This window comes from Paenibacillus sp. R14(2021), assembly GCF_019431355.1.
Taxonomy (GTDB): Bacteria; Bacillota; Bacilli; order Paenibacillales; family Paenibacillaceae; genus Paenibacillus_Z.
The window spans coordinates 2,135,546-2,156,925 of record NZ_CP080269.1; the positions used below are offsets into that span (position 1 = coordinate 2,135,546).

Annotated in this window: 26 protein-coding genes; 11 read left to right on the forward strand and 15 right to left on the reverse strand. The window is 53.0% G+C overall.

Annotated features, from left to right (window positions below; genetic code table 11):
- Positions 1-202: 202 nt before the first annotated feature.
- From KXU80_RS10110 to KXU80_RS10155, 10 genes are all read right to left on the reverse strand, one after another.
- Positions 203-1,315 carry an AbrB family transcriptional regulator gene (locus KXU80_RS10110; protein ID WP_219838055.1) on the reverse strand — a complete coding sequence of 371 codons (1,113 nt, stop codon included), beginning with the start codon at positions 1,313-1,315 and terminating at the stop codon, positions 203-205.
- Positions 1,316-1,409: 94 nt separating this feature from the next.
- Positions 1,410-1,814, reverse strand: coding sequence for an Rrf2 family transcriptional regulator (locus tag KXU80_RS10115; protein WP_219838056.1), 405 nt, complete (start codon positions 1,812-1,814; stop codon positions 1,410-1,412).
- Positions 1,815-2,029: 215 nt separating this feature from the next.
- Positions 2,030-2,485, reverse strand: a complete 456-nt coding sequence (locus tag KXU80_RS10120) for a class I SAM-dependent methyltransferase (protein WP_258171344.1) — start codon at positions 2,483-2,485, stop codon at positions 2,030-2,032.
- Positions 2,486-2,639: 154 nt separating this feature from the next.
- Positions 2,640-3,317, reverse strand: a complete 678-nt coding sequence (locus tag KXU80_RS10125) for a class I SAM-dependent methyltransferase (protein WP_219838057.1) — start codon at positions 3,315-3,317, stop codon at positions 2,640-2,642.
- 426 nt (positions 3,318-3,743) lie between these two features.
- Positions 3,744-4,130, reverse strand: coding sequence for a LytTR family transcriptional regulator DNA-binding domain-containing protein (locus KXU80_RS10130; RefSeq protein WP_219838058.1), 387 nt, complete (start codon positions 4,128-4,130; stop codon positions 3,744-3,746).
- 21 nt (positions 4,131-4,151) lie between these two features.
- Positions 4,152-4,271 (reverse strand): cyclic lactone autoinducer peptide, encoded by a 120-nt coding sequence (locus KXU80_RS10135; RefSeq protein WP_219838059.1) that lies wholly within the window; start codon positions 4,269-4,271, stop codon positions 4,152-4,154.
- Positions 4,272-4,278: 7 nt separating this feature from the next.
- Positions 4,279-4,827 carry an accessory gene regulator B family protein gene (locus KXU80_RS10140; protein WP_219838061.1) on the reverse strand — a complete coding sequence of 183 codons (549 nt, stop codon included), beginning with the start codon at positions 4,825-4,827 and terminating at the stop codon, positions 4,279-4,281.
- Positions 4,824-5,516 carry a hypothetical protein gene (locus KXU80_RS10145; protein WP_219838062.1) on the reverse strand — a complete coding sequence of 231 codons (693 nt, stop codon included), beginning with the start codon at positions 5,514-5,516 and terminating at the stop codon, positions 4,824-4,826. The genes KXU80_RS10140 and KXU80_RS10145 overlap by 4 nt, the downstream gene beginning before the upstream one ends.
- Positions 5,494-5,805, reverse strand: a complete 312-nt coding sequence (locus KXU80_RS10150; protein ID WP_219838064.1) for a hypothetical protein — start codon at positions 5,803-5,805, stop codon at positions 5,494-5,496. The genes KXU80_RS10145 and KXU80_RS10150 overlap by 23 nt, the downstream gene beginning before the upstream one ends.
- A 144-nt stretch (positions 5,806-5,949) precedes the next feature.
- A complete protein-coding gene (locus tag KXU80_RS10155) occupies positions 5,950-7,260 on the reverse strand; it encodes a TolB-like translocation protein (protein WP_219838065.1) in 1,311 nt (436 codons plus the stop codon).
- A 178-nt stretch (positions 7,261-7,438) separates the two neighbouring features.
- On the opposite strand from KXU80_RS10155, the gene KXU80_RS10160 reads away from it, so the two are divergent.
- Positions 7,439-8,134: a cupin domain-containing protein gene (locus tag KXU80_RS10160; RefSeq protein WP_258171345.1), complete on the forward strand. Its 696-nt coding sequence runs from the start codon at positions 7,439-7,441 to the stop codon at positions 8,132-8,134.
- A 105-nt stretch (positions 8,135-8,239) separates the two neighbouring features.
- Here the strand turns inward: KXU80_RS10160 and KXU80_RS10165 are convergent, their stop codons facing one another.
- Positions 8,240-8,701 carry a DUF2269 family protein gene (locus tag KXU80_RS10165; protein ID WP_219838067.1) on the reverse strand — a complete coding sequence of 154 codons (462 nt, stop codon included), beginning with the start codon at positions 8,699-8,701 and terminating at the stop codon, positions 8,240-8,242.
- 187 nt (positions 8,702-8,888) lie between these two features.
- Between KXU80_RS10165 and KXU80_RS10170 the strand changes: the two genes are divergently transcribed.
- Positions 8,889-9,290: a hypothetical protein gene (locus KXU80_RS10170; RefSeq protein WP_219838068.1), complete on the forward strand. Its 402-nt coding sequence runs from the start codon at positions 8,889-8,891 to the stop codon at positions 9,288-9,290.
- Between the two features lie 220 nt (positions 9,291-9,510).
- On the opposite strand, the gene KXU80_RS10175 is transcribed toward KXU80_RS10170, so the two are convergent.
- The 3 genes from KXU80_RS10175 to KXU80_RS10185 are packed head-to-tail and all read right to left on the reverse strand — an operon-like array spanning position 9,511 to position 11,907.
- Positions 9,511-10,497 (reverse strand): oxidoreductase, encoded by a 987-nt coding sequence (locus tag KXU80_RS10175; RefSeq protein WP_219838069.1) that lies wholly within the window; start codon positions 10,495-10,497, stop codon positions 9,511-9,513.
- 31 nt (positions 10,498-10,528) lie between these two features.
- Complete coding sequence (locus tag KXU80_RS10180; RefSeq protein ID WP_219838070.1) at positions 10,529-11,524, reverse strand: oxidoreductase; 996 nt, start codon at positions 11,522-11,524, stop codon at positions 10,529-10,531.
- A 14-nt stretch (positions 11,525-11,538) separates the two neighbouring features.
- A complete protein-coding gene (locus tag KXU80_RS10185) occupies positions 11,539-11,907 on the reverse strand; it encodes a MerR family transcriptional regulator (RefSeq protein ID WP_219838071.1) in 369 nt (122 codons plus the stop codon).
- Between the two features lie 220 nt (positions 11,908-12,127).
- On the opposite strand from KXU80_RS10185, the gene KXU80_RS10190 reads away from it, so the two are divergent.
- The 5 genes from KXU80_RS10190 to KXU80_RS10210 all read left to right on the forward strand — a co-directional run bounded on the left by KXU80_RS10190 (position 12,128) and on the right by KXU80_RS10210 (position 16,881).
- Positions 12,128-13,714 carry a plastocyanin/azurin family copper-binding protein gene (locus KXU80_RS10190; protein WP_219838072.1) on the forward strand — a complete coding sequence of 529 codons (1,587 nt, stop codon included), beginning with the start codon at positions 12,128-12,130 and terminating at the stop codon, positions 13,712-13,714.
- Between the two features lie 13 nt (positions 13,715-13,727).
- Positions 13,728-14,537: a cupredoxin domain-containing protein gene (locus KXU80_RS10195; RefSeq protein WP_219838073.1), complete on the forward strand. Its 810-nt coding sequence runs from the start codon at positions 13,728-13,730 to the stop codon at positions 14,535-14,537.
- Between the two features lie 88 nt (positions 14,538-14,625).
- On the forward strand, positions 14,626-15,201 hold the full coding sequence (locus KXU80_RS10200; RefSeq protein ID WP_219838074.1) for an RNA polymerase sigma factor: 576 nt from the start codon (positions 14,626-14,628) through the stop codon (positions 15,199-15,201).
- On the forward strand, positions 15,198-15,992 hold the full coding sequence (locus KXU80_RS10205) for an anti-sigma factor (protein ID WP_219838075.1): 795 nt from the start codon (positions 15,198-15,200) through the stop codon (positions 15,990-15,992). Before KXU80_RS10200 ends, KXU80_RS10205 begins: the two co-directional genes overlap by 4 nt.
- A gap of 187 nt (positions 15,993-16,179) precedes the next feature.
- Positions 16,180-16,881: a ThuA domain-containing protein gene (locus KXU80_RS10210; RefSeq protein WP_258171346.1), complete on the forward strand. Its 702-nt coding sequence runs from the start codon at positions 16,180-16,182 to the stop codon at positions 16,879-16,881.
- A gap of 86 nt (positions 16,882-16,967) precedes the next feature.
- Here the strand turns inward: KXU80_RS10210 and KXU80_RS10215 are convergent, their stop codons facing one another.
- Positions 16,968-17,456, reverse strand: a complete 489-nt coding sequence (locus KXU80_RS10215) for an HPP family protein (RefSeq protein WP_219838974.1) — start codon at positions 17,454-17,456, stop codon at positions 16,968-16,970.
- Between the two features lie 203 nt (positions 17,457-17,659).
- On the opposite strand from KXU80_RS10215, the gene KXU80_RS10220 reads away from it, so the two are divergent.
- The 4 genes from KXU80_RS10220 to rbsD all read left to right on the forward strand — a co-directional run bounded on the left by KXU80_RS10220 (position 17,660) and on the right by rbsD (position 21,377).
- On the forward strand, positions 17,660-18,628 hold the full coding sequence (locus KXU80_RS10220; RefSeq protein ID WP_219838076.1) for a GntR family transcriptional regulator: 969 nt from the start codon (positions 17,660-17,662) through the stop codon (positions 18,626-18,628).
- 412 nt (positions 18,629-19,040) lie between these two features.
- On the forward strand, positions 19,041-20,057 hold the full coding sequence (locus KXU80_RS10225; RefSeq protein ID WP_219838975.1) for a LacI family DNA-binding transcriptional regulator: 1,017 nt from the start codon (positions 19,041-19,043) through the stop codon (positions 20,055-20,057).
- Complete coding sequence (rbsK, locus tag KXU80_RS10230; protein ID WP_219838077.1) at positions 20,044-20,985, forward strand: ribokinase; 942 nt, start codon at positions 20,044-20,046, stop codon at positions 20,983-20,985. The genes KXU80_RS10225 and rbsK overlap by 14 nt, the downstream gene beginning before the upstream one ends.
- Positions 20,982-21,377, forward strand: a complete 396-nt coding sequence (gene rbsD, locus KXU80_RS10235; protein WP_219838078.1) for a D-ribose pyranase — start codon at positions 20,982-20,984, stop codon at positions 21,375-21,377. The genes rbsK and rbsD overlap by 4 nt, the downstream gene beginning before the upstream one ends.
- Positions 21,378-21,380 lie beyond the last annotated feature (3 nt).

Sequence of the window (21,380 nt, forward strand, 5' to 3'; positions counted from 1 at the left end):
AATAATCTTCTCTTCATTATACATACGGACCATCGGTTTTCAAATTTGGAAGGCAATTGGTAGCTTATTGGACTTATACATACCCTTCATTATTAGCAGCTTTGTGAGTGATGCTTGAGAACAGTAACGCCTCGTGCCTATCCCCGCTCCGCGGTCATCTCCACGCCGATAAAGTATCTGGGAATTCCCTACAAATCAAGTTTTAGGCAGCTCCCCGCCGCTTCGTTTCTCCGGGTTTAATCCGGAAAATCAATCGCAGGAGCGGCGGAACGACAAAGAATATAAAGAACATCCGAAACAGCTGATAGCCGGCGACGATCGACAAATCCGCATGAATCGCGTGTGCGATGATACCCATCTGATCCATGCCTCCGGGTGCCAGACTCAGCAGCCCGGTGGATTGGGAGATCGAGGGCTCCAATACCGTCAGCAGCAGGCTGAAGCCTAGTGCGCCGATAATGAGAAGCAAGCCGCTAATCACCGCTAGCGTCAGCGTGCGGACTTTATTGGGCAGCTGCGCCGGCCGCAGCATGAGTCCGACGTAAGTGCCGATCATCAGCTGCGCGATATTAATGATCGCGACTGGCAGCGCCGGCCCATGTACGCCAGCTAGCTGCAGTGCCGTTGTCCCCAGCGCCGGACCGAGCAAATACGCAGTCGGAAGCTTGATGCGCTGACCGACGAATGCGCCCGCGATACAGACCGGTATGAAGAGCAGCAGATTCGGAAAGAGTCCGCCCCAGCCAGGCGTACCGGCATGAACGGCTGCTGCCGCAACGGCAGCAGCGTCTTGTACCTGCCCGAGTATAGGACTGAAGACGATAAGCGGCACGCAAATCACGATCATCATCAGCCTTATGACCTGCGTCACGGTCACGGCCGTGATGTTAATGCCTTCCGTCTCCTCCGCCAAGATGAGAATCTGCGATAACCCCCCCGGAACGCTGCCCATCAGCGCGGTTTTGAAGCCCATGCCGGATACTTTGGACACGAGGTATGCGATGCCGCCGCAGTACAAGAGCAAGATGACGGTCATGAGCAGCATATAAGGCAATTGACCCGCCATCTCCTGCAATGCTGCGGCTGTCAAGGAGAGCCCGATCGTATAGCCCACGATGATCATCCCCGTGCTTCGGAGCGGACTCGGCCAAGCGATTCGCTGCGGAATGGCATTGATGCCGATTAACGCCCCGAACATGGGACCGAGCAGCCACGGCAGCGGAATATGGATAAGCTTGAACAACACTGCTCCCGCAAGCGTAATCGCAAGCATTGTGATGACAGACCGGATGGACAAGTGCCTGCGTCCACTCATTTGACTTCCCTCTCTTCCCTTTCTAGATTGGCTGCATCCGTTTGCTGCACAACTCATAATTTGAGCAAACTTTTGCACATTTATGGCGAAAAAATTAGCGGTTCAGTAGATCCGCTACGGTGTAGTTTCCAAGGACAAGCCTGACTTGCGAATTGATATCCGTCATGATTTTCTGGAAGGATTCATTCACCATCTGGCCGAACGAGTGATTGCCTGTCGTATCCAGCATGCGGTCCCATTGGGGCTGCTCTTCATGCAGGGATGTATAAATCTCGAACAGCGTAATTCGTACCGGTGCGCGCGTAAGCTGGTAACCGCCTGAACGGCCCTGCCTCACCTCGATGATACCGGCTTCAACGAGCTGCGCCAACACCTTCCGAAGCGCCGTCGGCTCGCATTGGATTTGCTCCGCGATTTCCGCGCTTGAGCATTGATTGGCATTAGATGCAAGCACGATAAGCGCTTGAAGCCCCCAGCCGAATCGTTTTAATTGCGCCATACCCTCACGAAGCCTCTCTGTCGTACATAGTGTGCTAATATTAGCACAGTTTATTGCTGCCAAGCAAATACGATTCGTATTATTTCCTGGGTAATGTATTGCGTGTTTACTTCAGCACGCTTGCATGCTAGACGGCGCAAAGAGAGCACGCCGTCATCTTCGACGAGGTGCTCTAGCAGCTTACGGCAGGATGCTTGAATGTCAACGGTACAGCTTCAGGCCTCACCGCGCCTAAGAATAATAAACGCTGCGGAAGACAGCTCCTTATGCCGTTGGGGAATGATTTCGTTAACATAATAAGCAGGAAACGCAGCCAAATAGCGGAAAATGTCACGGTCCTTGATCGTTTCCACGACTTGAGGCTCCGTCCCGCGCGCTATCCGCGTATATAGCACGACTACGTTCGGCCCCGTACTAAAAATATCGTGCAGCGTCGCTAGAAAATCGTCTTCCTCCGTAATGTGATAGAGGACATCCAAGCAAATGGTCAGCTCCACTTCCAGAAAGCCGCGGTTGAAGAATGCTCTGGGCCTATAGAGCATGAAGCTCTTGCTTGCATCCTGCTTATACTTCTCTGCGCACAGCTGCACCGCCGTCGATGAAATATCGAGTCCGAGATAAACAGTCCCCGCAGCCAAATTCCATGACGCGCTGTATGCCGTACCGTTCAATCACTCCATTGATGACCTCCGCCTTAAAGATCGCTAGTGGCCCGTAAGACCATTGGCCAGACGTACCGCCGTTCTTGTAATGCTTCTCCCAATAACGGATGTAATCGAACGTCATGGGTAACTCCTTCCTTTTCCCGCCATTGGATGCACCCTTTTACACGTTCAATCGTCTCTGCAGCACCGCCCTGTAGCAGTACAGCCTCCCCCACAAATCCGATTTAATGGCATCCGCAGGCAGCGTATCGCTATAGCCGCCAACGATTTCGAAGCCAGCTTGATCCGCAAGCTCTCGAAATTGCTCCAAATTGACCGTCGGATAATCGAAGGTCAACACAACCTTGCCGCTAGGCTTCAATGTTCGGTAAAACTCATGCAGTGCCGCCCGCAGATCGGAGGTATTCAAATGCTCAAGCACCGAAATGCAAAATATCGTATCAAAGTAACGAACCGAATACGGCATGGCGGAAATGCTTGCCTGCGTCCGGCGCACCCGATTTAAGCAGCCGCTTCGCATCAAGGATTCCGCCGCTCCCTTCCCGAAATCACGGATGATATCCATATAAACGTCCGGATCGGACATAATTCGTCCATCCCAGTCGCATGCGTGCGTTTCCTTGCACACCGAAGCTAAATGAAATTTAAACGGATGTGAAATCCCGCAGGCTGCATCCAGTACGACGTCATCCGGTTTCGCAAACGATGCGCACCACGCATACTCGTATGGTCTGCTCCACCACGGCTCCGGGAGCGGAAAAACAAACGAGTCCGCCCTCGTGTCCGATTCTGTGAAAAATCGGGCGGCTGAAGCCGATTCTTCCGTTCGTGCGCTCATAGCGGCACCTCCTCTTCCTGTTTGACGGCTTCTACACCCTTGAGCTCGGGGGAGAGCACAGTTTCGGGGTAGGATTTATTATGCAGCACGGAAGCATCGTCCGGCCGATATTGGCTGCCGAGCCGGGGCACTTGTCGGACAACTCACATGGGCTGCCTTCCGTCATCGGCCGTGCATTTCGGTCAAGTCACCTTCCAATCACCATTGTTTCCCCAAGAATATTACTACTTTATGGCACATAACTCTCAATATTCCTACCCTCCAGGTACTGACGATTATACTTTTATCCTGATTCACCAGCACCTTACTTTAAGAAGCTGCTGATTATTCGGCAGCTCCTTTCTTATAGGAACAGAGTCCATTAAAAAGGACTGCACCCGAGACGGGCGCAGTCCTCTATGAAACACGTATGAATATGTACCGCTGTCAGCCGAAAGCCAAGGATGTGTGTGTTCCAGGCAATTCTTTGATAAGCTTCCTGAAATTCTCGCCGGAGATGGCGCATCTCTTCGATTTGCTCGTTGTCGGCCATTCGAAGAAAGCCATTTTGCTGTTTGGTTCCAGATAAACGATTCTGTCGACGTTAACGGTGCTGTTTCGGTCGCAAATTCTGAAATGGTATCCGGTCGCATTCAGCGATTCCGTGAAAAACTTCAAGGTGCCCATCGTGTAAAAGGTACCTTCAATGGTGTGGACAATGATTCTGTTATCGATACCGTCGTAGAGCGCAAACAGGATCTGGTTGATTTCAACCTGCATGAGACCCAATTTGCCGTCTTTATCCTTCGAGAGAGAAAGATAATTGCATTCCATACTAACCAACTCCTGCAATAATTACTTCAGTTCCTCAGGTGTAGGTTCTTGGTGGATGAATGCCCAGCTAGCCGTTGTCACGACTACGACCGCAAGCGAAGCTAATGCAGTTGCCAGGACGAAAAAGAAATTTTTCTTCATTGTTTTCTCACCTCCTTTTATGAATTAACAATACTGCCTGTACGAAAAACGAAGCGGCAATGACTGAGTTTCCATAAAAGTAACCAAGTAAAATGAGGAGAAGAGAGATTACCTTGAGGATAAAATAATAGGCTGGGCGGCCCCAGATAACCTTTTCCCGCAGCCTTAACGGGATACGGGTCTGTTTCTCAATTTGAGCCGGCGCATAAATCAGCGAAAGTATAAAAGCCAGCGCGAGTAAGAGGTGATTAACTGCGGTTGAAAATGTGGAAAAAGATAGCAGAATGATGACACCCGTTGAGACCGTGATGCAAAGCATGCCTGATTTCAGATGATATCCGCCTGAAACTTGCCGCAGCAAAGCAAAGGAAATTAGCGCAATGAACGTCTCCTCGACTTTCCCTGTGATGAAAGCAGTCACAATCGCGAGGAGCACAATGGAAACCGTATTGAGCAAGAACGAGACCGAATATTTCAAAACATTTACGCTTGCTGGATGATCCGGAGCCTTTGCTTTGATGACGGTTGCGATCTTCAACGACAACGTTTCTATCAATCCGGCTCCCTCTCTTTCCTCAGAGCATACAATAATAGAATGACAAGTGAAACAAAAAAACCAATCAAGCTGCCTACCACGTTCAAGAAGTACATCATAACGCCCAGAAAAACCATGAACGCGATAATCATAACAAAAACAAGCATGTGCTCCCATTCAAAACGAAGCTTCTCGAAATCTTTCGTATAGCCGTAGCCCTGCTTATATATAAACCAACCGACGAAAGTGCCGATTACTCCTGTCAACAGCTGCACGAGATGCGCCTTGGAGGGATTGGTTTGAATAATCTGCATCGAGAAGAGTGAATTGATAAGCGTCGCTTGGATGAGTATGAACCCCGCATATCCGACTGCGGTCATAATCAATGCTCCGATCAACGGAATTCGCGCGATGATCTTTAAGAAGAGTACGGTGATAATCAAATTGACGATAGGCGCTATGTAGGATAAAGATGCAATTTCTTCTCTTGTCAGGAAGTTTTGAAGATTAATAAGCTCGATGATCACAAGCGAATGCCAGATGAAACGCCTGAAGTCGTATCTAAAAATATAAAGCGCCATCGCATAAATCGCCAAGCCTTCCAGCGTTGAAAAAAACATAAAGGAAAAGAAACTCAAGATTCCACCGTCCCGACAGAGTAAAGCTAATTTGTAGTAATCACGCGAGTCAATCGTTTTTCCGCCAATCATCGGATTTCACTTTATATTCAACGATATCCCGTTCCAGCCAGAAAGGCCTGGTACCGACAGTCACTGCGGGCTGCGGGAAAAATTTCGTTCGTTTCTTATGGTGCATGTTTCGGGAATCGATGCCGAGCCGTTCCGCCACCTCCGTACTTCCAAGAAGCGCAGGCAGCTTCTGACCAGCCAATTCACTACGCAGATCTTCGATTTCCGTCACTAAATCAAGAACCAATCTTTCCGTTTCCCCACCCAGCTCTGCCGCTCTTTCCCGGTAGTCCTTCAGAGCCTTAATCAAACGATCACCTGCCTTGTCCATCTTACCTAAATTTAAGACATTCCCATATATTAATCAAGACATTCCCGTATAAAAAATGACGGATTTACTCAGATAAACCAATTCCCCTCCGACCTCGGATTCAGGAAGGAGAGGAATTTATGCCTATTTCTGCGGTTTAACATAAAATTGAAGAACAGGTTCCCAATTCCACTGTTCATAGAAATTGGTCCCCAGGTCGATTTTCTTAATCCAAGGCACGGCATGCAAGCCGCCCGAAGCAGCAGCCAACATGACATCGGCAGATTCACGATTCGATCGGACCCAAGATAAGGAAGACGCCGACAATGAAACGGGATTGTAATCCCCCCAGCCTGCGGCCGGCTTCGTGATCCGCCGCTGTCCTTCGCTTCCTGTATGGACAATTGTTAAAAATGGCCTCGATCTTAACTGCGGATTGCTGGACCATGCCTGCGCCTTAGCCCTTGAGACGATTATTTCCCGATTGCCGTACCATGCCAAGCTCTGATCCACGAACCCTGCCGGTGTATAGTTAACCTTTCGCAGTTCAGGAATGGCGGTTACGATCAATTGTTTATTCGAGACCGCCTCCCTTCCTATTCCGCCGATGTAGGCAAGCCGTTCGCTCGCCAATCGATCGCCAGCCGGAGACCATTGAAACCATTGCTCGTTCTTAGCCATCTGGTCTAACGTAATTAACTGTTTACCGTCGGCGGACAGCACGCATAATGTGTTGCTATCCGCCGATAAGGAGGCTGTCGGCATCGCAAGAAATGCAATCCAGCGCCCTGAAGCCGACCACTTGAAACGGCTTGTTCCAACGACAATCAGTTCGTTGATCTGTTTGGGTAGCACGTGAAGCTGTTCGGATTGAACAGGATCGGCCGACCCGGGCTGCAGTAGAATGCGGCTGATCACGACAGGTGTCCAGCCGTCAGGAAGCAGCTCCGCCGCGGACGAGACAAGAAACCCGCTTCCGTCCGGCAGCCAGCTGAAGCTCCCTATAGCTGATGCAACCTCAATCGGCTCCGCCCCCTCTTCAACCCCGACGACAAACAGCTTCTCCTCCTTGCTGTAAGCCAGCTGATTGTGAAGCGGCGACCATTGGAACTGTCTACCGCCGTCTGGGGCTGCCAGATGGCTCTTCCCCGATTGCCGCTCAAGCAGCCACAGCCCCCGCTCGTCTTCTCCGCGGGTATAGGCAATATAGCGGCCGTCCGAAGACCAAGCCGGATTACGAGCTGTGATTCCTGCTTCGGTTAGCTGGCGTTCTCGTTCGTTCGTTTTGTCCCATAACGCTCCGCCTCGAATGAAAGCCGCCTGTTCATCTGGATGAAAGCGAGGCTCCGCTTCGATTGCCGGTATCGACCCAATCTGAAAAACGCTGATTCCAATGATAATCGCCGCCAGCCGCATCCAACGGGCAGCGCGTTTATTGGTTTGCAAGAGTTTCATCGTGCGCCTCTTTCTGCAGGGCTGACTTGACCGCTGCGTCCATTTCCTAGTATGAGCGGGATTGTTCGTTATTATGGCGAGAAATTAGCTCTCACGCCTGCCTGAGCGGCTTCATACGATATGGCATAGACTAAAGCCTACGACATGAAAGGCAGGGAACAATGTGGCCCCCTCAACCATGAACTTCGCTTCGCCGACGGTTCAGTTTACGAGTGATTTGAAGAACAATCTGTTCTTTAAGAAAGACGCAAGAAATTATATTAACGTACTTAACATCAACCAATTAAATACACTCGGCAATTACTCATTGCTCGATGTTTTCTTAAGCGCGGGCAGCCTCGTCGAACCGCATTATCATCCGAACTGCTCCGAGCTTATTTACTGCATTTCTGGAGCCGGCGTCGTGTCCATCCTTAATCCGTTTACCAATCAGCTGACGCATTTCCCTGCAAAGCCCGGGCAAGTCGTGAACGTCCCGCAAGGCTGGTGGCATTATGATATCGCCACGGTTGACCATACCCATTTCCTAGCCATTTTCGATGCGCAGGTAGCGAATGTGATTTTCGGTTCCGACATTCTCCGATTGACGCCCGCTAACGTATTTGCTTACGCCTATTGCCTGAACGAAGACAAAGTCGAGGATACGCTTGCCCCGATCCACGGCACTGTCATTATTAGTCCGCCCGCCGAATGCAAACCCGCCTCAGTCGCCGGTGCGTCAACAGCTGCGCCAGCGAAGTCATACAGCATGAGCGCCGCCGTCGGCTACCAGCAGCGCCATTCGACGCCGAGCAGCTACCCCCAGCAAACACCGGTAATTGGTAATGGCTGGGATTACAGTTACCGAAATGAATGGAAGAGTACAACCGAATAATAGATCTTGTTATACAAAATGGCCCTCTTCTCAGAGGGCCGGCCATTGGTAACTTGAATACAAACATGGTACAGCTTATGTTCGAAATTCAATTTTCAAGCAAGCTCAGAAGTTTTTCGATACCATGAAATACAAAATAACGAGCGGCAGCAGCGTAGCAGCAATGCCAAATATATCCCATAGTCTCGATGCGCGGCGGTAAGCGCTCGTAACTGCGCCCTTCTCGACCGAAGCAGCACTGTGGCGGATCATCGCCCGCTGCAACGGGATAAGCAGCGTCAGCCAGATCAAGCCCGTAACGGCAAACAATAGCAGCGAAACTGTCAGCCAATTCAAACCATACATGGGCAGCTTGGCTTGGACCGCCATGGACACACCGGAAACGATAATGAGCAGCAAGCCTGGAACCGTGAAGACATAATCCGCGACCATGACATTTCGGACGGTACTGTGAATGACCGTCGGATTCTTCCCGATTTCCGCACGCACCTTCCAGAAAGCCGCCGTAATGATATTGCCCAGAAACAGCAGCACGCCAATGAAATGAACAACTAGCCAACCCGTCATATTCTTGTCCCCCTGTCGTTTCTCGATTCGGAATGTCACCTTTCAGATGTATCTATTGCCTCCATTGTACATACCGACCAGCGGTTTGTAAATACCCTATTGAAATGTTTACCACTGCCGCAGCCTCTGCCATCCTGCGATTCAGGAAACACTAGCGTTACTTCTTCATTCCTGGAGGTTTACGCCCGTGTATTTGGACAAAATCAATCGGCAATGGTCCGCCTTCATGGCAGCCGCCGGCCCTTTTCCTTTCGTTCAAATTACCAATACCACTCGTATCGTCCCTTTCGATGGCGCGTATATGCTTGAATTTGAGCGAAACGGCATAACGTATCATTTCTATTCTATTCCGGGGGAAGCCCATCATGAGCTGCGCGTGCTGGAGCCCGCTTACCCGATGACGCAGCTTGAAGCCGCGTTCGGCATGCCGTCTTATGAAGCGAACGCATTTCGCGAAGCCATAGATCACTTTATGCGCGAACACTACTTCGGGATTCAAACGTCCGTAGACGGCTCGCTCGGATTGGCATATGCGAAGCATTATATTTACAGCGTCCGCTTAAAGCGAAACCGTGCGGGGCAATATTAATGCGGCCTGCAGTTGCTCTCATTTCGATTGCCAGCATCACACACTAAGAAGGAGCGGCCCGCTAAGGGCTGCTCCTCTTCCTCACTGCTATTACCCTCAAGCAATTCCGAATCCTTGACAACTGGGTTCGGCGCCATCTCTTGACATAGGCGCAAGAACGACGCGGTATCTGAGCGGTAGGTTAGTTTATTGCGGAACGGTCATGATTGTTTAATACCGCTTAGACGTTGAATTTCAATCCGGTAAGCTGCTCGCTTATATGCCAGAGCCGCTCTGCCTGCTCTGCATCGGTCGCCCAAGAAAATACGCCCGGCGAGTAGAAATTCTCTGTCGGTACGGCGATGTCCGCGTTCTCGCAGTATACGCCGCCCATACCATCCAGTTGACGGTTGGCTGCGCACCATACGATTGTTGCCGCTCCTTCTTCGACGGTTTTGAACTCGTCGTTGAATTCGGCAAATGCCCGTTCCCCTTGCTCGTTCAACGCACCCATGGCACGCATCTCATCGTCGGACAAGTTCCGCGACAAATCCGTTACGATAGAGCCAGGGTGAACGGAGAAGCTTCGAACGCCATGCGCTCTTCCCCGCTTGTCCATTGCTACGGCAAACAAGGCATTGGCCGTCTTGGACTGGCCGTATGCAACCCACTTGTCATAGGGACGGCTCTCAAAGTTCAGGTCTTCAAAATCGATGCCGCTGATTTGATGTCCGCGCGAAGAGACAGCAACGATTCTTGCGCCACTCGCGCCTTTCAATGCCGGCCAGAGCAGTGCCGCTAGTTGGAAATGTCCCAGATGGTTCGTGGACAGCTGAGATTCATAGCCGCGCGAATCTCTGCCGAGCGGATTCGCCATAGTCCCCGCGGCATGGATCAGCATATGCAAAGGCCGCTTTGAGTCCAGGAAACGATTGGCGAAGGCAGTGATCGATGCCGGATCCATGAGGTCCATGCTTTCAAGCTCGATGCCGCGAATAGCGCTCAAAGCCGCTTGGGCCTTCTCAAGCGTTCGAGCAGGAACAATGACCGTTGCTCCCGCAGAAGCCAGAACTTTGGCCGTTTCGAGGCCGAGACCGGAATAACCTCCGGTAATGATTGCAATCTTGCCGGTCAGATCTTGTGCGCCCAGCGCCTCCTGCGCTGTTGTTCTGGGTCCAAAACCCGACGAGATGGGCAGTTGAGCTGTTGGTTGGCTTAGGTTTGTCATGATCAACCTCCACTGTCAATTCATTATCCTATTACAAAAATTTCACGCCGGTCATTTCCTCGCTCAGCCGCCACAATCGGCTTGCCAGGTCAGGATCTGTCGCCCAGGGCGATACGCCGCCGCCCTGCGGCTCATCCGCAGATACGGGCCCTGCGATATCGACATCCTCGCAATACACGCCGCCGCGTCCATCCAGCTGCATGTTTGCCGCGCACCATACGCTGGTTGCAGCTCCCTGCTCGACCGTCTTGAATTCGCGCCTATTATCGAACGCGGTGCGGCGCCCTTGTTCGTCCAGCGCGCCCATTGCGCGCATCTCGTCATCCGACAAATGACGGCTCAAGTCCGTCACGATGACGCCGGGATGAACCGAGAACGCGCGAACGCCGAAGGCATAACCGCGCCGGTCCAGCTCGACCGCAAACAACGCGTTCGCCGACTTGGATTGACCGTAGGCGAGCCATTTCTCATAAACCCGACGTTCAAAGTTCGGATCCTCCAAATCAACGCCGCCAAAGCGGAGCGCGCGCGAAGAAACGGACACGACGCGGGCCGCACCAGCCTGCTTCAGAGCAGGCCAGAGTCTAGCCGTCAATTGAAAATGTCCTAGATGATTGACCGCAAACTGCGATTCATAGCCGCGGACGTCCTTGACGAAGGGAACAGCCATGATGCCTGCTCCGTTCACGAGGATATCAAGCGGTCTCCCCGATTTCATAAAACGCGCCGCGAAGGCATCAATCGAAGAGGGATCCAGGAGATCCATCGACTCCAGCTCTACTCGCGGAATACCTGCTAATGCCTCTGCTGCCTTGTCCGGCGTGCGCGCAGGCACGATGACCGCCGCACCGGCTTCAGCCAGAACACGGACCGTCTCAAGACCAAGACCGGAATAGCCTCCGGTTACGATGGCGGTTCTTCCGTGCAAGTCCCTTCCTCCTAGCGCTTCCCGCGCTGTTGTTTCTTTCCCATAGCCCGATGGAATGGGGGCTTGCAATGTCGTTTCATATGATCTCGTATGCGGCACGATACCCCTCCTCCTTACTCCTTCTTATTGATTAACGTCTGGAAATTGCCCAGCTTGTAAACCAGCGTCTCTAGCGAGCTGTTCAGATCCTTGATTTCCTGCTCGATTCTGAGCTTATGCTCATGCAGCACGCCGTAACAGGCTTCGAATTGCCCCTCATTATAGCAGCGGATGTACCGCTCGATTTCCTTCAGCGGCATTTGCGTCCTTTTCAGATGCGTAATGAACGTGAACCGGTTGAGATCTGACTGCGAATACACCCGGCGCCCGTTCTCCTTGCGCTGAATGGCAGGCAGTACGCCAATCTTCTCGTAATAACGGATAACATCAATGCTGAGACCCGTTTTCTCGGAAATATCCGCGATTGCATAGGTATGTTCCACGATTGACCTCCTCGTCCCGGATAACCATTCGCGCTGCGGCCTTGCAGAACGTATCGTACAACCTGAACTATACTTCAGGTCAAGCCGCCCGCTGATTGTTAATCCTTGTCATTTGAGCAGCCGGCAAACAGTTCGCCCAAAATTTTCTTAAAACCATCAAACCGCCTGCGGCTTTTGTTCGTTACCTCTAAAGGATGACCCATTACAAGGAGGAACGAACATGAAAAAACGACGTTTTGGCCTTTATTTGATCCTGCTGCTATTATGCGCCGCCTTGCTGATCCCTTCGATTAACGCAGCCGCGGAGGATAATGCTGCCTCCGTCACCACGGATGGGCAGACCGCTGCGAAACTGGGATTGCTGCTCGGCGACGGAAGCGGCGTATCGGAAAGTTACTTGAGCAAATCCGCGACGCGCTTGCAAGCCGCGATCATCTCGCTGCGTCTGCAAGGTTATCTAACGGAAGCCATGGCCTATAAAGGCTCGGCTAATTTTGCAGACGCCGCTTCCGTCGGCGCAGGCAATCAAGCCGTGCTCGGCTACTTGAAGGATCATCCGGAGCTCGGCTGGAACGGCATGGGCAATGGCAAATTCCTTCCGCTTGAGCCGATCAGCTCCCAACAGCTGTACAAAGTGCTGCTTGAAGCGCTCGGCTTCCGCTCCGGTACGGATTTCACGTATGCTGCGACCGAATCGTTTGCCGCAGGCAAGGGACTTGATCAAATTGCCGGCGCCACCGCCATTACGAACGCGCATATCGCTACGGCGCTAATTGAAGCATTGGCAGCATCCGCGAAGGACGGTGCAAGCTTCTTCGGAAAACTGCAGGAGAGAGGTGTTATCCCGGCTTCCGCAGTTCTACCTACCGGCGAACGCCTTCGACTTCATAAGGATGCTAAGCTCGGTACATTGTTCACAGACAAACAAGGTCGCACGCTGTACTTCTTTACGAAAGACGCAGCGGATTTGAACAGCTGCACGGGCGACTGCCTGAAGGCATGGCCGATCTACCATGCGACGGATTTGCAAATTCCGGCGGCGCTTAATGCAGGTGATTTCGGCGTGCTGAAGCGCCCGGATGGCACGGAACAGACAACGTACAAGAGCTGGCCGCTCTATTACTTCGTGAAGGACCAAAAGCCCGGAGATACGCTCGGCGAAGGTGTCGGCGGCGTATGGTTCGCGGCCAAATCGGATTACGCCGCGATGCTCGGCACATCCGCTGCGCTCGGCAATTACTTAACGGATGCGAACGGCCGGACGCTATACTATTTTGACAAGGATACCGTCGGCAAGAGCGTATGCGAAGGAACATGCTTGGCCAATTGGCCAGCCTACCATGCGGCAGGCACTTCCGTTCCGACGGGCATAGCCGCTGCCGATTGGGGAACGATTACCCGCTCGGACGGCAGTCAGCAATCTACGTTCAAGGGCTATCCGCTCTATTACTTCGTCAAGGACAAAGCCCACGGCGATACGCTTGGCCAAGACGTGAACCAAGTCTGGTTCGTTGTGAATCCTGCGACCTTCTCAGGCACAACCGCGCCGGTGGCCAAAACCTACCACGTAGACATTAAAGAATACTCGTTCGGGACCGGACCGCTGACGGTCGAAGCCGGTTCAAGCATCGTGTTCACCAATTTCGACGATATGCAGCATAACGCCGTCGATGTGGACGGCAGCTTCGCCACACCGCTCTTGTCCAAAGGTGACAGCTACACCATCACGCTTAGCAAACCTGGTGTTTACGATTATTTCTGCGTGCCGCACAAGAAATTCATGACAGGTCAAATTATTGTTAAATAGGAGAGTGACTAGAATGAGCGCACAACGACAACAACCGGCTTCACGACTGCGGCTGCGCGGGTTCGGCTTCCTCCTCCTTGTACTCATGCTGCTGCTCTCGGCTTGCGGTAATACAGCCGATACTTCGGGCAATACGGCAGGCAATGAACCAAAACAGAATGAACCGAATAATTCGCAAGCAGCCAATGCCGATCCAGGCACCAATACAAGCGTTAATGCCGGCGGTAAAAAGGCGGATGACGCATCCGATAACGTCAAACCGGCCGGCGACCCTGATGCCGCATCCGATGATCCAACCTCGAAACCCGACGATTCCAGACCAACCGGGGGCAACGGCGCTTCATCTTCCCCAGTCAAGGAAGACACGCATACGGACGACAAACCCGCAGGAGACACGGGCAAGGATACGAAAGGCGGAGGCAAAAAAAGCGACAATGATGACGTCAAGTCCGGAAGCACGGGTGCAGTCAAGCCGCATACATCGGCCGGGCACAGCGGAGCTAAGCCTGTTCAAGGCAGCAAGCCGCCCGCTTCACCTGCCGCCGGCGCGGACGACAAGGCAGCGAAGCCGAAAACCTATGTCGTTGAAATCGTCGACTTCGCTTTCTCGCCTGCCACGCTTGATATTAAAGCCGGTGACAGCGTGACCTTCATTAACCGAGACGATGTGAAGCATTCCGCGACCTCCGTTGATCAAGTATTCGACACGGATCTGCTGGCAAAGGACGCTTCCAAGACAGTGAAGTTTGAGACTGCGGGAAGCTTCAGCTATATTTGCTCTCCGCATCCGGCGATGAAGGGTACCGTTACGGTTACAAAATAGTGCTGGCTCCCGCAAGAAATATCAGCTGGCCCCCGCTGCTTCTGATACAATGAGAATCATATTACATGCCTGTCTGGAGGGTGTCGGAATGCAGAACCTGTCGGATTACGAACTGATGCTGCTCATCAAAGGCAAACAGCATGCCGCGCTCTCCGCCCTCTACGACCGGTATGCGAGTCTCGTGTATTCCTTCGCGTGGAAGTCGCTGAAGGAAGAACCGGCAGCCAGAGATATCGTACAGTCTGTCTTTCTCAGGCTGTGGACGACGGAATCGGACTATGACCCCGCCAAGGGCAAGTTTACCAGCTGGCTGCTGACCATTGTGCGTAATTTAACCACGGACCTGCTGCGGAAGCGGCGGCGGGACAATGTAGGCATCGTCCATTTTCTCCGGGAGGATCTCGAACGTATTCCGGACCAGCGTAACTTGTCCCCGGACGTTCTGGTGGAGCATCAATTCGTCAAAGAACAAATTCGAACCGCCTACCGCCACTTGAATAAGCAGCAGATTCTGCTGCTGGAGCATTTCTATTGGCAGGGCTATACGTTAAGCGAACTCGCGGCGATTTATAATCAACCGCTGGGCACGGTTAAGAATCGGCTTCATCAAGCTTTGAAAATCTTGCGCAGACATCTATGTGCTGAAGGTGAGGGAACGGGATGACGGAACGTGGACGGCTGCCGGCTTGCGAACACAGTCTGGACTACTTGGCTGGCTTATGCAGCGAAGAAGATAAATTTGTTTTCGAACGTCATCTCCCCCATTGCGCCAGCTGCCAGCAGGAGCTTGAAGAGCTGCGATTCGTTTGGGAGGCACTTCCTGCACATATGGAACTGATGGAACCGCCTGTCGATTTGAAGCAGCAAGTCATGGATGCCGCATTAACTGCGGAAGTTAAGCGTGCGGATAACGGCAGCAATAGCCGTCCGCTGCCAGCGGCAGAGGCCGCGGCCGTTGCACGCCGCCCATGGTTCGGGCGCAAGTCGGCGGCCGCCTTATTCTCGGCCGCTGCCGCAGTCATTTTGCTGCTATCGCTCTGGAATATCCAGCTTCGGAGCGAGCAGAACCATGCGCCGCTGCCGATCGAAGAGGCCTTGTCCGTCTCGGCAGCTCAAATCACCCACCTGGTGAAGCTGCAGTCCAAGACGCCTGAAGCCACCGATTCATCAGGCGTAGCCTGTATCGTGGATAACGGGCACAGCAAGCAATTCGTCACTTACATCTTCGGAGCCGCGGCGACGACCGGCAGCGAGGCTTACCAGGTATGGCTGATCAAGGACGGCAAGCGAAGCAGCGCAGGCACCTTCCGCATCGGCGCAAGCGATCGCGGCATTGGTCTGCTGGCCATGCCGATCAAGGGAGACGGGCTTGATTTCGACGCCGTCGGCATTACGCTCGAGCCGGACGATCGGGGCAGCCAGCCGCGAGGCATGAAGGTATATGGTTCCGTATAATCGCTAGCTTTGCAGCGAACAGCAAACAACCCGGACGCATCAGTGCTCCGGGTTGTTTGTATGAGGTTAACGAATCGAATCGGCTAACAGCCGGAGCAAACTTACGCTTCTTTTCCACTCCCCCGCCAATTATAATCCTAATGAAGCTTGCTTCCACTCCATTCTATACCGAGAGGATACATGTGTCATGCAAGATACCATCGATTCGGAAACATCGGAATCGCCAATGAAGGGGCAAGCAAGCATTCGCCCCAGGCTCCTCTTGCTCGGCGACAATGCGCGCGCCCTCTGGCATCCGCTCGCGCCTGTCAAGGAACAGCTCGACGCTATGCTGGGCAGCGCCTTCGATATATTTGTCTCAGAGGACTATGATGCCCTTGCGTCGCTGCATGAGCGCGATTATGACGCCCTCTTGTCCTACGCGGACTGCTGGGAAAGCAAGCTGACGCCGGAGCAAACGGCTGGATTGCTGCGCTTTGTCTCCCAGGGCGGAGGTCTGCTCGTGATCCATAACGGCATTTCCCTGCAAGTCAGCTATGAACTGGCACAGGTGATCGGAGCCAAATTCATCGGTCATCCGCCTTACCAGCCGTTAACCTATGTGAGAGCGGCATTCGACCATCCGCTGCTGGAAGGCGTCAGCGACTTTACTGTGGAGGAAGAGCCCTATCGGTTCGAATTGGACACCTTCACGCCGCGCCGTATTTTGCTGGAATTCGACTATGAGGGCGCTCGATATCCGGCAGCCTGGGAGCATCCTTACGGACTCGGGAGAGTCGTCTATCTGCAGCCTGGACACTGCGCGGCTTCATTTCAACCCGCGTCTTACCGGCGATTGATCGTAAACAGCCTGCGCTGGGTAAGCACACGGTTGCAAGCAAGAGATTGAAGATAAGCCCCCGTAAGCGCATCATCTCCTCCAAACGAGCCCCCTGAAGCCGTCATTTTATCGCCCCAGGAATATAGGAATGATTATCAGAGCCAAAAAGTCGGATACTTGCGCTTCTGATCCAAATTGTTGACGAACAGCGCGACCAGCACAATGACGACGGAACCAATCAACACGGGAGAGACGAGAAATGTCCAGCTGCTTCCCGCCAATATAACGACAAGCGGATCGGCGCCGGCCGGCGGGTGCGTGGTTCGGGTCAGCATCATCAGGCCGATTGCCAGCCCTACACCCGCGGCCATGACCCAAGTTCCATGCCCGAACAGATGGAAGAGCGTCAAGCCGGCCAGTGTCGAAATCAAATGGCCCCCGATAATATTGCGAGGCTGCGACAATGGCGCATCCCAGAGGCCAAACGCAAGCACGCAGCTTGCGCCGAACGGGGCCATCATCCAAGCTGCAGAAGTGAGATTCGTCAAGAGCGCCAATATTGCGATTGCAATGAACCCGCCTGCTGCTCCGATGCCTGCGTTCCGAGGAACGACTTTCAGCGGACTCCGCCCTTGGCCCTTCATCTTCTTCCAGTAGCCCGCGCTTGTTGAATCTTTCAAAACCCAATCACCTCATAATTCATATTTAACTAGTTATTTAGTTATATTATTTAATTCATAGGCTGTCAATACGCAAATATTATCAGTGGATTATTGATCGCTAATCTTTGCCTGACTTCCCCTTAACGCTATAATAGAGCTAGATAACTATGAAATGAGGCATCTTCATGTCAGATAAACCAATGCTCCTGCAAGTCGATCCCGATCTGACTTTCAATGTGAACACGCAAATCAAAGAGCAGCTGAAATGGCTCATAGGCATCGGACAGATCAAACCAGGCGATATGCTGCCTGCGGCCAGCCAACTGGCGGAGCAGCTCGGCTTGAATCGCAATACCATCAATTGGGTGTATTCGCAATTGCGCGACGAGGGACTTGTTACGATTCAGAAAGGACGAGGCACGCAGGTAACCGATGGCAGCGAAACGCAGCTGCTGCGCAAGGAACGCCAGCCGCTCCAACAACTGCTGGAGCAGACACTACGCGAGGCCAAGCTGCTTGGACAGGAACCAAAGCCGTTCCTCAAGGCCAGTCTCGCCTATGTCCTTCTAAGTGAACCGCAGCCTTCCGATCAGCTGCGCATTCTCCTTGTGGAATGCAGAGGCCATGACCATCCCTTCTACCGTCAGTCCATCGAGCAGGCTGCTGGCGGCATCGTCACTACCCTCTTCCTTGAGGATTTGGTCGGGAATGAGCAGGCGCTAGGAGCAGCCGTCCAAGGGGTTCATGCCATCGTAACGACACTGAACCATGCAGAAGAGGTCAAAGCGCTATTCGCCCGCAGTGAACGCAAGATATGGGTAATCGGAGCTTCTGTCGACACGCATTTGCTGCTGGAGATTGCCAGACTGCGAGAAGGCGCCAAAGTCGCTTTCGTCTGCCTCGGCAAAATCGGCGGCGAGTGGATGGCAAACCGCGTCCGCGAAGCCGGCATTCATCAAATTCGCAGCCATTCCATGGGTCTCGACAGCCGCGAACAGCTGTCGCTCTCGCTTCAAGACTGGGATAAAATTTACGCTTCGGAAGCAGTTTACACCGAGCTCGGCCTGCTTGCGCCGGGTAAAGTCGAGCTGTTTCCCATGCAGCTCGAACGAAGCAGCGAGAACCTGCTTCACGAGCTGTCGATAACGCAATAATCGGAAAGGAGGCAGCCCATCTCGGGGCTGCCTCCTTTCATTGTCCAGACTTTATTCCTCCATGCATTCATGCCAGGCATGCATCCCCATTGCCTCTTCGATTTATGCTGCCATCCGCAGTTCAATCCCCCTATCTGCAATACGACTTCGAACAACGAGAAGAATTAAAGCGCCTTAAAATGTCCATCTTATTACCCATAGCTCTTCCAGCCAAATCGGACAGCGAGTATCTAGTAATGTTTTACAGCACGAAACAAGCTATTGCCTTTCCATACATGCCGTGATATATTTCAACATGTAACCGGTACCACATTGTTAATTTAAAACTCAAACCAAATAAATAAAGGGCATTTCATATAGGAATATTATTCATGTGTTACCGTTACCACATGATAAAGGAGGTTGATTCTCCATCGCTACGATTCGCGACGTAGCTAAGCTGGCAGGCGTTTCCGTTGCCACCATCTCACGCTACCTTAACAAAAGCGGCTACGTAAACGCCGAAACAGAGCAAACCATCCGCTCCGCCATCTCCAAGCTGAACTATGTTCCGAATCATGTCGCGCGCGGCCTGGCCGGCAAGAAAACGAATACGATCGCGCTCTTGCTGCCCGATATATCCAACCTGTTCTTCTCCGACTTGGCCCGCGCCGTGGAAGATGTGGCGGCGATGTACGGCTACACCGTTATTTTCGGTAATTCGGATGACCAGGGGTTCAAAGAAAAAAAATATATCGAAACGCTCAAAAATAAGTACATCGACGGCATCATCTTCGCATCCTACACCTTCGAGCGTGACGAAGCGGATATGCTGACGAAGCTCGGCATTCCTTTCGTCTGTCTCGACCGCGGCCCTTCGGAGGCCACATCGAGCATCGTCAGAGCCAAGAACCGGGAAGGCGCGGTGATGGCCGTCCGCCATCTGCTCGAAATCGGCTGTAGAAAGATCGCGCATATTTACGGCCCCCAGCATTTGGTGACGGCTAAGGAACGGCTGATCGGCTACGAGCAAGCTTTGGCTGATGCCGATTGGTACTCGCCATCCCTGCTCGAACCCGGCAACTTTCGAATTGCCGAGGGCATCAAGGCGACCGAAGAGCTCATGAGCAGGCATCCCGATATCGACGGTATATTCGCAGGCAATGATCAAATGGCCATCGGTTCGCTCAAAGCGCTGAACCGCATGGGAATATCGGTCGGGGAACAAGTCGCCGTCTGCGGTTTCGACGGCATCCAGACGACGGAGATTACGTCGCCGGAGCTGACCACGGTCGCGCAGCCGATCTACGATATGGGCGCGACCATATCCCGCTTATTGATTAAGAAGATCGAAGGCAAGCTGGATGAAGATAAGCTGTACGAGCTTGACGTGAAGCTCATTATCCGGGATTCGACTTCAAGGAGGACAAGCACTCATGAACAAACCTAAGCTCGTTGTGATCGGCAGCTTGAATATGGACATCGTCGTAGAAACAGACCGCTACCCGCAGGTTGGGGAAACGCTGCTTGGCCGCAGCGTCCGCTTCATTCCGGGGGGCAAAGGCGCGAATCAAGCGGTCGCCGCTGCCCGACTGGGAGCCGAGACCGCGATGATCGGCGCTGTGGGCGATGATTCGTTCGGCGACGATTTGCTCCGCTCGCTGCAACAAGACGGCGTAGACATCTCGGGCGTTAAGCGCGCTGCCGGATCGGCAACGGGAATCGCATCCATCTACGTGGCCGAGGGCGACAACAGCATCGTCGTCGTGCCGGGCGCCAATTATTTGGTCGAGCCGGCAGACATCGACCGTAACGAAGCGAAGCTGCGGGAGGCGGACATCGTACTGCTTCAGCTCGAAATTCCGATTGAAACCGTCGTCCATGCCGCCAAGAAAGCGAAGCAGCTCGGCAAGACCGTCGTGCTTAATCCGGCTCCCGCCCAACCGCTTCCCGATGAACTGTTCAGTTGCATCGATTATTTGACGCCTAATCGGACGGAGCTTGCGGAATACACGGGCATGAACACAGTGGGCATTCACCTCGAAGCAGCCATGCGCCGCATGAAAGACATGGGAGCCGCCCATGTTGTCACAACGCTAGGCGCCGATGGTTCCGCTTTTCTCGGTGCGGACGGCACCATGCGCTTTATTAACAGCTACCGGGTGCCTGTCGTTGACACGACTGGAGCCGGCGATTGCTATAATGCCGGGCTCGCGCTGTCCATCGCGAGCGGCGGCAGCCTGGATCAAGCCGTTGCGTATGCCTCCCTCGCATCCGCCGTCGCCGTGACCAAATTCGGTGCGCAAACCGGCATGCCAACGGCTGACGAGGTACAGCAGTTCAGCCGTCAGTATTCGGCAGGAGGCGAGCAGCAATGAAGAAAATCGGCATTATCAACAGTGAAATTTCGCGCGTGATCAGCGAGCTGGGCCATACGGATATGATTGTTATCGCGGACAGCGGCCTTCCGATTCTGCCCGGCGTGAAACGAATCGATTTGGCCTTGAAGTGCGGCGTGCCCAGCTTTCTAGAAACACTGGAGACGGTCTTGACGGAAATGCAGGTCGAGAAATATACGATTGCCTCTGAGATGAAGCACGTCAGCCCCGGGTTGCTCGAACCAACGGAACGCTTGCTTGCCGGAGCAGCGGCGGACAGCATTAGCCATGAGGCGTTCAAGGCATTAACCCGCGAGGCCAAAGCGGTCATCCGTACGGGCGAATTTACGCCTTACGCGAATATAATCCTGCACGCTGGCGTCACATTCTAACGA

Bases quoted from the DNA above. Each gene is read 5' to 3' on its own strand.
- KXU80_RS10190 (WP_219838072.1), top strand. From the start codon at position 12,128: ATGAAAAAACGACGTTTTGGCCTTTATTTGATCCTGCTGCTATTATGC.
- KXU80_RS10110 (WP_219838055.1), bottom strand. From the start codon at position 1,315: ATGAGTGGACGCAGGCACTTGTCCATCCGGTCTGTCATCACAATGCTT.
- KXU80_RS10210 (WP_258171346.1), top strand. From the start codon at position 16,180: ATGCAAGATACCATCGATTCGGAAACATCGGAATCGCCAATGAAGGGG.
- KXU80_RS10130 (WP_219838058.1), bottom strand. From the start codon at position 4,130: ATGGAATGCAATTATCTTTCTCTCTCGAAGGATAAAGACGGCAAATTG.
- rbsD (WP_219838078.1), top strand. From the start codon at position 20,982: ATGAAGAAAATCGGCATTATCAACAGTGAAATTTCGCGCGTGATCAGC.
- KXU80_RS10195 (WP_219838073.1), top strand. From the start codon at position 13,728: ATGAGCGCACAACGACAACAACCGGCTTCACGACTGCGGCTGCGCGGG.
- KXU80_RS10115 (WP_219838056.1), bottom strand. From the start codon at position 1,814: ATGGCGCAATTAAAACGATTCGGCTGGGGGCTTCAAGCGCTTATCGTG.
- KXU80_RS10135 (WP_219838059.1), bottom strand. From the start codon at position 4,271: ATGAAGAAAAATTTCTTTTTCGTCCTGGCAACTGCATTAGCTTCGCTT.
- KXU80_RS10145 (WP_219838062.1), bottom strand. From the start codon at position 5,516: ATGATTGGCGGAAAAACGATTGACTCGCGTGATTACTACAAATTAGCT.
- KXU80_RS10155 (WP_219838065.1), bottom strand. From the start codon at position 7,260: ATGAAACTCTTGCAAACCAATAAACGCGCTGCCCGTTGGATGCGGCTG.
- KXU80_RS10165 (WP_219838067.1), bottom strand. From the start codon at position 8,701: ATGACGGGTTGGCTAGTTGTTCATTTCATTGGCGTGCTGCTGTTTCTG.
- KXU80_RS10205 (WP_219838075.1), top strand. From the start codon at position 15,198: ATGACGGAACGTGGACGGCTGCCGGCTTGCGAACACAGTCTGGACTAC.
- KXU80_RS10200 (WP_219838074.1), top strand. From the start codon at position 14,626: ATGCAGAACCTGTCGGATTACGAACTGATGCTGCTCATCAAAGGCAAA.
- KXU80_RS10175 (WP_219838069.1), bottom strand. From the start codon at position 10,497: ATGACAAACCTAAGCCAACCAACAGCTCAACTGCCCATCTCGTCGGGT.
- KXU80_RS10125 (WP_219838057.1), bottom strand. From the start codon at position 3,317: ATGAGCGCACGAACGGAAGAATCGGCTTCAGCCGCCCGATTTTTCACA.
- KXU80_RS10160 (WP_258171345.1), top strand. From the start codon at position 7,439: ATGAACTTCGCTTCGCCGACGGTTCAGTTTACGAGTGATTTGAAGAAC.
- KXU80_RS10215 (WP_219838974.1), bottom strand. From the start codon at position 17,456: ATGAAGGGCCAAGGGCGGAGTCCGCTGAAAGTCGTTCCTCGGAACGCA.
- rbsK (WP_219838077.1), top strand. From the start codon at position 20,044: ATGAACAAACCTAAGCTCGTTGTGATCGGCAGCTTGAATATGGACATC.
- KXU80_RS10220 (WP_219838076.1), top strand. From the start codon at position 17,660: ATGTCAGATAAACCAATGCTCCTGCAAGTCGATCCCGATCTGACTTTC.